Annotated in this window: 15 protein-coding genes; 8 read left to right on the forward strand and 7 right to left on the reverse strand. The window is 62.2% G+C overall.

Annotation, left to right across the window (positions count from 1 at the left end; translation table 11 throughout):
* Positions 1 to 31: 31 nt before the first annotated feature.
* Complete coding sequence (locus ACYHH6_RS19985; protein ID WP_112563472.1) at positions 32 to 697, forward strand: GntR family transcriptional regulator; 666 nt, start codon at positions 32 to 34, stop codon at positions 695 to 697.
* An 82-nt stretch (positions 698 to 779) separates the two neighbouring features.
* Positions 780 to 1,040 carry a DUF982 domain-containing protein gene (locus ACYHH6_RS19990; protein WP_352589387.1) on the forward strand — a complete coding sequence of 87 codons (261 nt, stop codon included), beginning with the start codon at positions 780 to 782 and terminating at the stop codon, positions 1,038 to 1,040.
* A 65-nt stretch (positions 1,041 to 1,105) separates the two neighbouring features.
* Here ACYHH6_RS19990 and ACYHH6_RS19995 read toward each other — a convergent pair whose 3' ends face one another.
* Complete coding sequence (locus ACYHH6_RS19995) at positions 1,106 to 1,264, reverse strand: hypothetical protein (RefSeq protein ID WP_192253203.1); 159 nt, start codon at positions 1,262 to 1,264, stop codon at positions 1,106 to 1,108.
* A gap of 178 nt (positions 1,265 to 1,442) precedes the next feature.
* Between ACYHH6_RS19995 and ACYHH6_RS20000 the strand changes: the two genes are divergently transcribed.
* A complete protein-coding gene (locus ACYHH6_RS20000) occupies positions 1,443 to 2,414 on the forward strand; it encodes a glycosyl transferase family 90 (protein WP_352589383.1) in 972 nt (323 codons plus the stop codon).
* Positions 2,415 to 2,799: 385 nt separating this feature from the next.
* Here ACYHH6_RS20000 and ACYHH6_RS20005 read toward each other — a convergent pair whose 3' ends face one another.
* Complete coding sequence (locus ACYHH6_RS20005; protein ID WP_352589380.1) at positions 2,800 to 3,843, reverse strand: aldo/keto reductase; 1,044 nt, start codon at positions 3,841 to 3,843, stop codon at positions 2,800 to 2,802.
* 246 nt (positions 3,844 to 4,089) lie between these two features.
* Here ACYHH6_RS20005 and ppk2 point away from each other — a divergent pair, with 246 nt between their 5' ends.
* On the forward strand, positions 4,090 to 5,010 hold the full coding sequence (gene ppk2 / locus ACYHH6_RS20010; RefSeq protein ID WP_352589377.1) for a polyphosphate kinase 2: 921 nt from the start codon (positions 4,090 to 4,092) through the stop codon (positions 5,008 to 5,010).
* Between the two features lie 239 nt (positions 5,011 to 5,249).
* Here ppk2 and ACYHH6_RS20015 read toward each other — a convergent pair whose 3' ends face one another.
* Positions 5,250 to 5,900, reverse strand: a complete 651-nt coding sequence (locus ACYHH6_RS20015; RefSeq protein ID WP_352589374.1) for a dihydrofolate reductase family protein — start codon at positions 5,898 to 5,900, stop codon at positions 5,250 to 5,252.
* Positions 5,901 to 6,325: 425 nt separating this feature from the next.
* Entirely contained in the window at positions 6,326 to 7,021 is a 696-nt protein-coding gene (locus ACYHH6_RS20020; protein ID WP_352589371.1) for a winged helix-turn-helix transcriptional regulator, read from the reverse strand.
* 176 nt (positions 7,022 to 7,197) lie between these two features.
* Between ACYHH6_RS20020 and ACYHH6_RS20025 the strand changes: the two genes are divergently transcribed.
* The gene (locus ACYHH6_RS20025) at positions 7,198 to 7,524 is read left to right on the forward strand and encodes a DUF1330 domain-containing protein (protein WP_352560442.1); all 327 of its coding nucleotides are present in this window, start codon (positions 7,198 to 7,200) and stop codon (positions 7,522 to 7,524) included.
* Positions 7,525 to 7,588: 64 nt separating this feature from the next.
* Here the strand turns inward: ACYHH6_RS20025 and ACYHH6_RS20030 are convergent, their stop codons facing one another.
* On the reverse strand, positions 7,589 to 8,797 hold the full coding sequence (locus tag ACYHH6_RS20030) for a polyhydroxyalkanoate depolymerase (RefSeq protein WP_352589368.1): 1,209 nt from the start codon (positions 8,795 to 8,797) through the stop codon (positions 7,589 to 7,591).
* Positions 8,798 to 8,910: 113 nt separating this feature from the next.
* Between ACYHH6_RS20030 and ACYHH6_RS20035 the strand changes: the two genes are divergently transcribed.
* Positions 8,911 to 9,567, forward strand: coding sequence for a glutathione S-transferase family protein (locus ACYHH6_RS20035; RefSeq protein WP_352589365.1), 657 nt, complete (start codon positions 8,911 to 8,913; stop codon positions 9,565 to 9,567).
* Positions 9,568 to 9,595: 28 nt separating this feature from the next.
* On the opposite strand, the gene hemB is transcribed toward ACYHH6_RS20035, so the two are convergent.
* Entirely contained in the window at positions 9,596 to 10,627 is a 1,032-nt protein-coding gene (gene hemB, locus ACYHH6_RS20040) for a porphobilinogen synthase (protein WP_192253223.1), read from the reverse strand.
* 119 nt (positions 10,628 to 10,746) lie between these two features.
* Positions 10,747 to 11,253 (reverse strand): pyridoxamine 5'-phosphate oxidase family protein, encoded by a 507-nt coding sequence (locus ACYHH6_RS20045; RefSeq protein ID WP_352589362.1) that lies wholly within the window; start codon positions 11,251 to 11,253, stop codon positions 10,747 to 10,749.
* 191 nt (positions 11,254 to 11,444) lie between these two features.
* Between ACYHH6_RS20045 and ACYHH6_RS20050 the strand changes: the two genes are divergently transcribed.
* A complete protein-coding gene (locus tag ACYHH6_RS20050) occupies positions 11,445 to 12,482 on the forward strand; it encodes an enoyl-CoA hydratase/isomerase family protein (protein WP_352589359.1) in 1,038 nt (345 codons plus the stop codon).
* A complete protein-coding gene (locus ACYHH6_RS20055) occupies positions 12,479 to 12,901 on the forward strand; it encodes a DUF6163 family protein (RefSeq protein ID WP_352589356.1) in 423 nt (140 codons plus the stop codon). The genes ACYHH6_RS20050 and ACYHH6_RS20055 overlap by 4 nt, the downstream gene beginning before the upstream one ends.
* Positions 12,902 to 12,980 lie beyond the last annotated feature (79 nt).

The following is a 12,980-nucleotide window of genomic DNA, read 5'->3' on the forward strand; positions in this document are numbered from 1 at the left end:
GCGAGGCCGATCGCCAGCAACGGAACCAAAGATGTCGCAGATGCAGACCGTCGAAAAAGCGCTTCGCGAGATGATCCTAGGCCTTGAGGTCGGGCCTGGTGAACGGCTGACGGAACGCTGGATCGAGAGCCGCTTCGGGGCCTCTCGCACGCCGGTCAGGGCAGCGCTGCTGCGGCTTGAGACGGAAGGCCTGATCTGCCGCGACGGGCGCGGCTGGACGGTATCGCCGATCAACCTTGCCGAACTGGAACAGATCGCGGTCTATCGCGAGGCGGTCGAGGTTGCGGCCGTCAGGCTGACTTCGGCGCTGGCCGACAGAAGCGCCATAGAAATCATCGAGGCGATGCTGGACTCCTGCGATGCCGCTACCCCGCGCGAGGAATGGCATCGCGTCGGCATGGATTTCCACATCGAACTGGCGCGGCTCTCCGGCAACGAGTTCCTGTTCAGGGCGGTGCGCGATGCCATGACGCGGCTGTCGCGGGCGCGCTGGCTGGAGGTGCGTGACGAGGCAGCACTCGGCCGCGCCTGGAGCGAACATCACGCCATCCTGGCGGCGGTGCGGGCAGGCGACGCCGACGCGGCGGCAGCGCGGCTTTCCGCTCATATTGTCGGCAGCCGCGACCGCCTGGTGACGTCGCTGCATAATGACCGGCGCGGTCTGCGCGCCAGGGGATTTGCCGTCGTCGCCGCTTGATATCGGTCACGAAGGTGACAGATGTCAGGCGCCATCCGCTTTCGGCCTCGCTTCATGAGCGCCGATGGCGTAAGGAGCGGCCATGGAAAACAACCGATTTGAAACACCCGTGACCGTCAAGGCAGCCGCGGGGGGAGAAAACCAGCTCCTGCGCACGGCCCGCGAGGCCTCCGATTACCTGCTCAACAACTGGCCCGGCAAGCGCAGCCCCAAGCATCGCGAAGCGCTGCAGGCCTGTCATGATGCGCTGGCCGGCGACAAGCCGGCGATGATTGCAAGGCGTGCCTTCATTGCCGCGGCACGCGAAGTCAACGTCTTCGTCAGCGATAAAGCGACGGCCTGATTCACAACAGCATCGCCGGAGTCCGGTCCGTGAAGCGGGCCGGACATCGTGCAATCCTGTCTTGCCTATTTTGCCGTCTCGGTCTCGGTTTCGGAACCGGCCTCGTTTTCAGGCTCGGAGCGCTCCTTGGCCGCGACCTTGGCGGCCAGCTTCTCCGCCTTCTTGGCGGCCTTCTGCCGGTCGCGCTCCTTGCGTTCCTGACCGTAGTTCGGTGGTCGCGCCATATCGTTTCCTTTCGCTGTGCCTGATCCTGCCTAGAAGCATTGGCGGGCAAACACAACAGCGCGGGGAGGGCAGATGCCAGCGGTTCTGGACTTGCGTGATGGCTAACACAATGGTTTAGAAAAGGCTGCGGGACAGTTACTGGAGCCGCCGCCGACCGATTTCGAATCAAAACGACCGATGGCCACGCTTCAAAGAAACGCACAGAAGCTCGTCTATTATGCGCGCAACGCCATGCGCGACATCGCGCCGCCGGTCCTTTTCCGGCGCCAGCTCGGCCGTCTGCTCGCTCAGGCCAGGCTTTCCGACGCATCGGTCCGTGAGCGGCTCAATTACTACAACACGCTGCGGGAGCCCTTTACACCAAGCCCCGAGGCCGTGCCGGTCAGTCGGCTGCCGACGGACCGCAGCATGTACTATTACGATCTGAAGGAGTTCACCCGCTATTTCGATCCGGGTCTGCGCATCGACCTGGAATTCGGCGATGTCATCGAGGTGCCGAAGATGCCGTCGATCGTCAAGGACCGGCCGATCATCGGCGACAACGGCAACGGCGTCCTGTTCAAGCTGAACAAGTTCCGTCATTTCCACATGCCGGCCGACGATGTTGCCTTCGCCGACAAGCATCCGCTCGTCGTCTGGCGCGGCGAGCTCAACAATCCGATCCGCACCTTGCTGCTGGAGGCGGCCCGCGACCTGCCGATCTGCGATGTCGGCACGCCAAGGGCAACGGCGCCGGCGGAATATCGAAAACCCTATCTCACCATCGATCAGCAGCGGCGCTACCGCTACATCATTTCCCTCGAAGGCAACGATGTCGCGACCAATCTGAAATGGATCATGAGCTCGAATTCATTGTGCCTCATGCCGCCTCCGACTTACGAGACCTGGTTCGCCGAGGGGCAGCTCGAGCCAGATGTCCATTATGTGCCGCTGGCAGCCGATTTCAGCGATCTGGCCGAGCGGGTGCACCACCTCGAGAAGCATCCGGCCGAAGCCCAGCGCATCGTCGCGGCGGCCAACGCCTATTGCCGCAAATTCACCAACGAGCAGGCCGAGCAGGCGATCAGCCTGCTCGTGCTCTACAAATATTTCGTGCTCAGCGGCCAGATCGAGCCTGATCCCGAAGTCTGGCGCTATATTCAGGGCTAATCGTCCGCGGTCCCGGTACCCTACTTCTTTGCGCAGAGCCTCCACTCTACTTCTGAAGCGTCCCAGCAATAACCGTTGGCCTTCAACTGAAATCCGAGGGCGTCAAGGATGATGCAAAAGCGATCACTCTCCGCCTTGGAAATCGGTTGGCCGTCAAGCTCTGCCTGGCGGCAAGCTGGTCTGACATCGCTGTAGACCGAAGCCACCTTTTGACCATCAAAGTCTCCACACACTGCCGCTGTGGTCGACGAAAGAATGACGACGGCGCAAAAGTATGCGGTTGCTCTAGCGCATCGGACTGCATGCATTGGCGACATCGGCGAAGCATCGCCCATAGGCACTATGGACGCAACCATTCAGCGAGGCGACTGCGTGACATCGCTGGTCAGATGACACTGCGGTCGAGAACCAGATCGGCCGGGCCGAACCGGTCCTTCGCCGTGAACTGCTGGTGCCAGTAGGGGTAGAGCACCGGCGGCCGGCTGACGGCATCGAGACGGTCGCGTTCCTCAGCGGTGAGGGCGAGTGCCGCCGCGGCAAGATTGTCCTTAAGCTGGGTCTCGTTGCGCGCGCCGATCACCAGCGAACTGACGGCCGGCCGGCCGAGCAGCCAGGCAAGCGCCACCTGCGCCGCCGAGACGCCACGGACCGCACCGATGTCAACAAGCACATCGACGATCCGCCACAGCCGGTCTTCATCGCGGATCGGCGGTTCCGACCAGCCGGCGAGCTGGCGCGCGGTCGGGCTGTCGCGGCGGTATTTGCCCGACAAGAGGCCGCCGGCAAGCGGGCTCCACACCAGCACGCCAAGGCCCTGGTCGACCGAGATCGGCAAGAGTTCGTATTCAGCCTCGCGCGCTTCCAGCGTGTAATGGATCTGCTGAGTGATGAAGCGCGGCTGGTGCTGGCTGTCGCTGATGCCGAGCGCCTTCATCACCTGCCAGCCGGAATAGTTGGAGCAGCCGACATAGCGGATCTTGCCCTGTGCAACCAGCGTGTCGAGCGCCGCCATGGTCTCCTCGAGCGGCGTCGTGCCGTCCCATTCGTGCAGGAAATAGATATCGATGACATCGGTCCTGAGGCGCTTCAGGCTCTTCTCGCATTCGCGGATCAGATGATGGCGCGACAGGCCTTCGTCATTGGGACCTTTGCCGATCCGCATGCGCGCCTTGGAGGCGATCAGCACATCGTTCTTGCGCTTGCCGCCGAGCGCCTCGCCGATGATCTCTTCCGACAGGCCGTTCGAATAGACATTGGCGGTGTCGATGAGATTGATGCCGGCATCGATGCAGGTGTCGATGATGCGTGATGCCTCAGCGAGATCGGAATTGCCGACGGCGGCGAAAGGTCCGCTGCCGCCGAAGGTCATGGTGCCCAGCGTCAGCGTCGAAACTTTCAAGCCTGAACGGCCAAGCGTGCGGTATTCCATGTCAGATCCTCGCAATTTTGGTGGGGTGGGGCGGTTTTGGTCGAGAAGGGCGCGGGCCGCCCGAATGGGTCAGCCATTTGTAGGACAATTTAAGCGGTTTGTCGCCATGCCACGGCAATGGATCGACCATGCCCCGCCGATTTGGGCTGTGATCGGCTGGCCGGCGGCTTGCAATAAAACCGTCATTGCCGGCCTATATCAAGTCGGCTCAGGGTTTCATGTCAGCCGGTAAGCGGAGCAGTAGAAATGACTGAGTTAAAGCAGAATTCTCCGGCCAGGGATTGGCTTGAGGCCGAACTCGCCGACACGCTCGACGAAGACTATGAGCTGGAAATGTCGGAGCCGGCGCTGTCGCTGGAGATTGCCAAGATCTACAAGAACGCCCATCCGCCATCGATCGATCGCATGCAGTATTTTCGCGATCTGATCAGCTTGCAGTCGGAACTGATCAAGCTGCAGTCCTGGGTCGCCTACCACAAGAAAAAGCTGGTGGTGATTTTCGAGGGCCGCGATTCCGCCGGCAAGGGCGGCGTCATCAAGCGCATCACCCAGCGCCTCAACCCGCGCATCGCTCGTGTCGTGGCGCTGCCGGCGCCGACCGAGCGTGAGAAATCGCAATGGTATTTCCAGCGTTATGTGCCGCATCTGCCCGCCGGCGGCGAGATCGTGCTGTTCGACCGCTCCTGGTACAACCGCTCCGGCGTCGAGCGCGTGATGGGCTTTGCCGACCAGGATCAGGTCGAGCAATTCTTCCACGACGTGCCGGAGTTCGAGCGCATGCTGGTTCGCTCCGGCGTCACGCTGGTCAAATACTGGTTCTCGATCACCGACGAGGAACAGCAGATGCGCTTCCTGATGCGCATCCACGATCCGATGAAACAGTGGAAACTGTCGCCGATGGATCTGCAGTCGCGCGTGCGCTGGGAGCAGTACACCAAGGCCAAGGAAGAGACGTTTGCCCGCACCAACATTCCCGAGGCGCCGTGGTACATCGTCGAAGGCAACGACAAGAAGCGGGCGCGGCTGAACTGCATCGACCATCTGCTCAAGCAGATGCCCTATGAGGAAGTGCCGCACGAAGAGATCACGCTGCCCGAGCGGGTGTTCAATCCGGAGTACGAACGGCAGGTGTTGCCGCGGGAGCTTTACGTGCCGGAGAAGTATTAGCTCCCTTCTCCCCGTCACTATACGGGGAGAAGGTGCCGGCAGGCGGATGAGGGGCGGAGCTAACCTCGATAGTTGGCCGCTCAAGTGGCTCATACGGGATGATTTATTTCAACGCCATAACGCCATCGGCGGTTGGGTTCGGTGGTGAAATCCTTCGACCGTTTGCGCCGCCCCTCATTGCCCTGCCGGGCATTTCTCCCCGTAGAACGGGGAGAAAGGAGCCTGCGCCGAGGGGTTCGCTACCTACCCCGCTTGATCGTCACATGCGTCGCAATCGCCGTCGCCACCTGGTCGGTGCACTGATAGCCGAGCTTGAGCATATCCAGGCCGGCAAACAGATTCTCACCCTTGCCCAGCAGCACCGGCGACACCGCCAGATGCAACTCGTCGATGAGCTTCTCCTTGAGATACTGCCGGATGGTGGAGACGCCGCCGCCGACGCGGACATCCTTGCCACCGGCCGCGGCTTTCGCCTGGTCGAGTGCCTCATGGATGCCGCCGGTGACGAAGTGGAAAGTGGTGCCGCCTTCCATTTCGATCGGATCGCGCTTGTAGTGCGTCAGCACGAAGACCGGCACATGGTAGGGCGGATTGGTGCCCCACCAGCCCTTCCAGCTGTCGTCCGGCCACTCGCCGCGGATTGGCCCGAACATGTTGCGGCCGAGGATCCATGCGCCGACATTGTCGAAACTGCGGACGGCGAAGTCATCGTCGGTGTCGGTGGTGCCGCCTTCCTTGCCCATCACCATCTTGCGAAAGGTGCGGGTGCCGATCATCCATTTATGCAGATCTTCGCCACCAACGCCCAGCGGGTTTTGCAGGGTCTGGTCAGGACCGGCGCCGAAACCGTCGAGCGACAGGGTGAATGCATTGACACGCAGCTTGGACATGAAAGCCTCCGAGGTAACCGGTTGTAATTTGCAAGTGGTTGTCTTGTAGCAAACCGATTGCGAATTGCAAGTGGTTTTTCTAAAATCACAAAGAGTTAGTATATTCTAATACTTGACGGAAAAAGCCGCCGCGTTACCTTCGGGAGGCCCTGAGTCGGGAGCGCACGAGATGAAGGCATATCGCGTCGAGAGGATGGACGGAGAGGTCGTCCAGGAGAGTCAGGAGACCCAGGCCAGTACACCGTTTGGAGCAGCCGAAAAGGTGATCGGCCGGAAGGTCACCTTGCGAGGCGACGCATGCAAATGGATCCGCGTGGTTGACCTGACAGACAAGGTCCCGACGCGGCGCCGCCCCAGCACCTACGAGTATAGAGCACTGGCGGGATAGGTCAGCAAATTTGCGGCGCCTATGACGGCAACTGGCCTCAAGCCGCGGCGCGCTTCGGCATCACCGCAAACGGGCTGAGGCCAAGCCAGGCCTGCATCTTGCCGGCGACGTCGAGATCGCCGGTCAGGCTGATCTTGTCGCGTTCCTTGTGAACCGTGGTCAGCCCCATCCAGATCGACGTCATGGTGCAGAGGTCCGTCGAGACATAGAGATCGACGTCAAAGCCCGGATCGTACCAGCACAGATCGACATCACCCTGTTTCTCGACGATCAGCCACCACGAGCGTTTTGACGCCGGCAGGTCATGGTACAGGAATTGTATCACGGTGCGCCCGTCGGGCAGGGGGCTGGGGTTCAGATTGCGCCGCATGTCCCACATCAGCAGCGACGGATCGAGGTTCTTAAGCGAGAGCCTTGCCTCCACCCATTTCTGACCCCAAAAACCCATCGCCTCGACCACCGGGCGCAAATCCCGGCCGGCCTCGGTCAGCCGGTATTCGAACACGCCCTTTTCGGATTCGATCTCGGTGCGCTCGACAATGCCGCCCGCTTCGAGATCCCTAAGCCGTTGCGACAGAAGGGTTGGCGACATTTTCGGCACGCCGCGGCGCAAATCGTTGAAGCGGGTTGAGCCCGCCACCAGTTCGCGCAGCAGTACCATGGTCCAGCGTGTGCACAACAGCTCCGCCGCCATGGAGAGCGGGCAGAACTGCTTATATCCGGGTTGTGTCATGTGGCGATCTCCAAAAGAAGTTGCCGAACCTTATTCAGAAAACCTGATATCAGCCAGTACAGAAGCTGTACTGGCCCCCCTGGTACAGTTTGGTGACTGGAGGCGTCCGGGGCCGTCATGCGAGGCAGCGGTCCCGTCGCCGGGCAGTCCGGCGCCGATCGATGAGGAGTAAGACAATGACCGCTTACGTGATCGCAGACATCAAGGTGAAGGACGACAAATGGGTGCCGGCCTATGCCGCTTCGGTGCACGACCTCGTGCACAAGCATGGCGGCAAGTATCTCGCCCGCAGCGGCAACGTGAAGACACTCGAGGGCAAGCCGCTCGACACCAGCCTGATCGCCATCATGGCGTTTCCGTCGGCAAAGGCAGCCGAAGCCTTCACCAGCGATCCGCAATACGCCCCGTTTGTGGCGGAGCGCCAGAAGGGCAGCGACAGCCGCTTCCAGCTGATCGACGATACCGACCTGGCCGGAACGATCCCTTATCTGCCGAAGGCGTGAGGAAAAGCCGGAACCCGGTACGTTCGGGTTCCGGCTATCTCTTCAGCCTCCCTGTGGGCAAAACCTATTCCATCGACAGGATGAGATTGCGCACGGCCGGATAGATTTCGCGCTCCCAGCGCTTGCCGTTGAAGACACCGTAATGGCCGACATTGGCCTGCAAATGATGGCGCTTCAGATGCGGACGCAGCGACCGGCACAATTCATGCGCGGCCGAGGTCTGACCGAGGGCGCAGATGTCGTCGCGCCCGCCCTCGACGGTCAGCAGCGCCGTGTTGCGGATCGCGCCCGGATCGACCGGGCTGCCGCGGAACGTGAACGTACCGGTGGCGAGCTCCGCCTTCTGGAACACGCGGTCGATGGTTTCGAGATAGAATTCTTCGGTGAGGTCGAGCACCGCCAGATACTCGTCGTAGAAGGTTTTTATCTTCTCGGCCTCGGCAGTCTCGCCAGTCGCCAGATGGTCATGCAGTTTTTGGTGGGCCTTGTTATGGCGGTCCATGTTCATGGCCATGAACGCGGCAAGCTGCAGAAAGCCCGGATAGACGCGGCGTCCGCCGCCGGCATGGCGCCACGGCACGCGCGAAATGACGGAACTCTGGAACCACGCCAGCGACTTGCTGACGGCGAACTCGTTGACCTTGGTCGGACTCTCGCGCGGATCGATCGGCCCCGCCATCAGCGTCATCGAGCGCGGTGTCGCAGGATGCTTGTCCTCGGACATCACGGCGACTGCGGCAAGCGCCTGGACGCAGGGCTGGCAGACCGCCAGCAAGTGCGCGCCCGGGCCAATCGCTTCGAGAAAGCGGATGATGTAGTCGACATGGTCATCCACGCCGAAGCGGCCGGCGACGAGCGGTACGTCACGGGCATTGGCCCAGTCGGTAATGTAGACCTCGTGGTCTGCCAGCAGCGTCTCCACCGTACCGCGCAGCAGCGTCGAGAAATGACCCGACAAAGGGGCGATCACCATCACCTTGGGCTGGCGCGTATCCATGTCCTTGGCGAAGCGCAGCAGCGTCCCGAACGGCAGCTCGAGTGCTGTCTCGACGGTGACCGGCACGTCGCGATTGCCGACTCTGACGGATCTGATGTCGAAATCCGGCCGCGTATGGGTGAGCTTGAAGCGGCCGATCATCTCCAGCCCGGCGGCAAGGCGCTGCTTTACGCTGTCGCCTGAAACCATGCTGCTCATCGCGGAGCGCAAGAGATCGGCGAAAAAACGCGACGGGGCGATGAGGTCGTCCTGAAGCTGGTAGGCCTGGTACAGCATCGAGATGCATCCCGTTCCGAAGCCGCCATGTGGCAGTGCAAAAAAATCTAGTGCAAAATTTTGTGCATTGCGAGAGGATTGTTGCCGGCAAAGGGGCTCGGAGGGCCGACGGCATGACCAAGGCGACGTTGACCATCTCGTCGAAGAACTATTCTTCCTGGTCCTTGCGTGGCTGGCTGCTCTGCCGCATGGCCGGGCTGGAGTTCGAGGAGAAGCGCATCGACATCGATGACCCCGAACAACGGCAGGAATTGCTGCTCCTGTCGCCATCGGTGCTGGTGCCGCGGCTGACCCATGACGGGGTGACGGTGTGGGACACGCTGGCGATCGCCGAATATCTGGCCGAGACCATGCCGGATGCCGGTCTGCTACCTTCCGACCGCGTGGCGCGCGCGCATTGCCGTGCGGTATCAGGCGAGATGCATTCAGGCTTTCACAATTTGCGCTCGGCGCTGCCGATGAGCCTGAAAGCCCGGCACAAGAGCTTCAAGATATTTTCCGGCGCGCGCCCGGACGTGGAGCGGATCAAGACGATCTGGTCCGAATGCCTGGCAGCCTATGGCGGGCCGTTTATGTTCGGTTCCTCGCCGACCGTGGCCGACGCGATGTATGCGCCGGTCTGCACCCGTTTCCGCACCTATGCGGTTGAGCTCGAAGCGCCACACGCGGGCTATTGCGAGGTGATCCTCGACTGGTCGCTGATGCAGGAGTGGACGCGGGACGCGCTTGCCGAGCCCGAGGACATTATCGAACTCGACGTGGAATTTTAGGAAGATGAGCAGGGTGGCCGCGGCGCGGCTATCCCTTCAGCATCTGCGCCACTTCAGGCGCGAAATAAGTGAGAATGCCGTCGCAGCCGGCGCGCTTGAAGGCAAGCAGGCTCTCCAGCATCGCCTTTTCGCCGTCGATCCAGCCATTGGCCGCGGCCGCCTTGATCATCGAATATTCGCCCGACACCTGGTAGGCGAAGGTCGGCATCTGGAACTCGTCCTTCAGCCGGCGGATGATGTCGAGATAGGGCAGGCCGGGCTTGACCATCAGCATGTCTGCGCCCTCGGCGATGTCCTGCTCGGCCTCGCGCACCGCTTCGTCGGAATTGGCGTGATCGAGGTAGTAGGTCTTCTTGTCGCCCTTGAGCAGGCCGGCGGTGCCGACTGCCTCGCGATAGGGGCCGTAGAAGGCGGAAGCGAATTTCGTCGCGTAGGACATGATCGCCACGTCGGAAAACCCGTTGGCATCGAGCGCGTCGCGGATGGCCCCGATGCGGCCGTCCATCATGTCCGACGGCGCAATGATGTCGGCGCCGGCCGCCGCCTGGATGACGGCCGCCGCGGTCACCTGTTCCACCGTCTCGTCATTGACTATGATGCCGTCGCGCAAAATGCCGTCATGGCCGTGGCTGGTGAACGGATCGAGCGCGGCATCGGTGATGATGCCGATCTCCGGCACCGCGTCCTTGATGGCGCGGGTGGCGCGGTTGATGATGTTTTCCGGGTCGAGAATGTGCGATCCCGTCTGGTCACGCAGCGCAAGCTCGACATTGGGGAAGGTGGCGATCGCCGGTATGCCGAGCTTGGCGGCGCGCTCGGCCTCCTTGACGGCGAGGTCGAGCGACAAGCGGAAGACGCCGGGCATGGCGGCGATCGGCTCGCGCGTGTTCTTGCCGTCGATGACGAAGATCGGCCAGATCAGGTCGTCGACCGACAACCGGTTTTCCTGCACCAGGCGGCGCGACCAGTCGGCCTTGCGCATGCGCCGCAAGCGGCGGCTGCCGGTGATCTCGTCGACGCTGCGCGCGCCGGCGGGCTTTGCGGGGGTGAATTTGTTCATCGCCATAACTCCGGATCGCGCGGCTTTTACCACGAGCCCCGCCGCTATTTCGAGGCGGCTTTTACCACGAGCCCTTGCCGCTGACCAATGCGACACGATTGTGCCAGCCGATCTCGCCGCTATGCCTTCGGCGGCCATGCCAACTCCGGCCCGGTTTTGAAGAACGACACATTGTTGGTGAAGATGCTCTCCGGTGCGAGTCGGATCAGGCGCCCGTTCGGATGGTCGATATCGGCCACGGTGTCGATGAACCAGCGGTTCCAGGTCGCCTCGGGACCCAGATATTTATGCAGCAGTCGTTTGAAGCGGTCGGGCGACATCGGCTCGACGCTGGCCGCGCCGCGCAGGCCGAGATGCAGCAGGATGCCGGCCTCATTGTCGAAATGGACGATCTCCACCGCGCAGCGAGGGTCGCGTTCGAGGTGTTTGACAGCACTTGCCTCGGTTGAGCCGAGCAGCCAGATCGCATCGTCCTCCCAGATGAACCACATCGGCGCGTTGCGCGGCGCGCCGTCCGCGGTAACCGTTGCCAGATTGGCCATCAGCGGCCGGCTGAGCACATCGTCCGGGTCGAACTTTTTCGGCATTTCCCAGCCATAGCCCCGCGCTTCGGTTTCAAGCGTCATCGTTTCACCCTGGGTCACAAACAGGCTGGTGCTGAGGTGGTGTTTCGCGGGCAATTTTGCCCGCATTTTGCCCGACGATAATGCACCGTCGCGTTCCGCAGCGGAGATCGAAACCACCTCCGCCGGTTGACGCACCCATGCGCCACCTTTAGCACTTCAGTCCCGCAGGCGCGGGGAGGGAATCTCTGACGATGGATTTTGGCGGCGGCGACGAGATCCGCTTCGAACGGTTGGGCAAGGCAGGCGTCGTCACGCTGACGCGGCCGCAGGCGCTCAATGCGCTGACGCATCGCATGATCAAGGCGCTGGACAAGGCGCTGGACGCTTTTGAGCACGATGCCGGCTTCGATGTCGTCGTCGTCAAGGCCGAGGGCAGGGCGTTCTCCGCCGGCGGCGACATCATGCACGTCTATGAGGCCCGCGCCGGAAAGCCGCCAGTCGACTTCTTCGCCGACGAATACCGGCTCAACGCCCGCATTAACAGCTTCAAAAAGCCCTATGTCGCGCTGATCGACGGCATCGTCATGGGCGGCGGCGTCGGCATCTCGTTCCACGGTTCGCAGCGCGTGCTGACCGAGAATGCCCAGTTCGCAATGCCCGAAGTCGGCATCGGCTTTTTCCCCGATGTCGGCGGCAGCCATCTGCTGCCGGACCTCGGCGGCAGCTTCGGCATGTATCTGGCGCTGACTGGCAACCGCATCCGCTATGGCGATGCGCTGTGGTCGGGCCTGGCCACCCACACCATCAAGGCGGCCGACCAGTCTGCCTTTCTCGACCGACTCTGCGCCAACGGCGACCCGGAATCGGTGCTGCGCGGCTTTTTCGTGCCGGCCAAGCGCGAGACCGGCCAGCCGGTGCTGGAAGCGATCGCCCGCCATTTCGCCCAACCTTCGCTTGCCGATATCGTCGCCAGCCTGGAGCGGGCGGCCGACGCCGACGAATTCGCCGCCAAAACGCTGGCCACGATCCGCTCGCGTTCGCCGACCAGCCTCAATGTCGCCTGGCGCCAGATCAGCGCCGGGCTGACCTTGTCGATGGAGGCCTGCATGAAGATGGAATTCCGCATCCTCAACCGCATGCTCACCGGCCACGACTTCTATGAAGGCATCCGCGCCGTCATCGTCGACAAGGGCTCAACGCCTCAGTGGCGGCCGGCAAGCCTCGCCGAAGTCGACGCGGCTTCGGTCGACGCCTATTTCGCGCCACTCGAACGGGAGCTCGAGCTTTGAGCGAGGTCACGTCACGGCGCATCGTGCTGCAGCCCTCGGGCGTCGAAATCATCTTCGCCTGGTTCCAGCGCGTCATAGCAGGCTACTGCCTTTTGTTCGGCATCCTGTACTGGATCCGGCTGATCGGCTTTTATCCCGGCCCGCTCTGGCGCTTCGACCTGATGCCCGTGCACTGGCAGGTGGCGGCGGTGATGCTGGCCGTGTTCTTTCCCTTCGCGGCCGCCGGTCTGTGGATGCTGGCCTCCTGGGGCCCGGTTATCTGGTTCATCTGCGCTGTCACCGAGATCATCATGTATGCCGGCTTTCCCGATCTGTTCGGCCACCGGCCGCTGATCCTGTTTTCGCACTTCGCAGTGGCGCTGCTTTATGTCGTCTTTCGCGTCGTGATCTGGATGCAGAAGCGCCCCGCGCGCGCCTGAAGCGCCGCCCCGCCGCCATTGGCTAAATCTTTAGGTTAATTATCCTTGCTCGGGTGACCGTTCGTTAAGCGTCTTCCGA

It is taken from the genome of Mesorhizobium sp. P171375 (assembly GCF_057786075.1).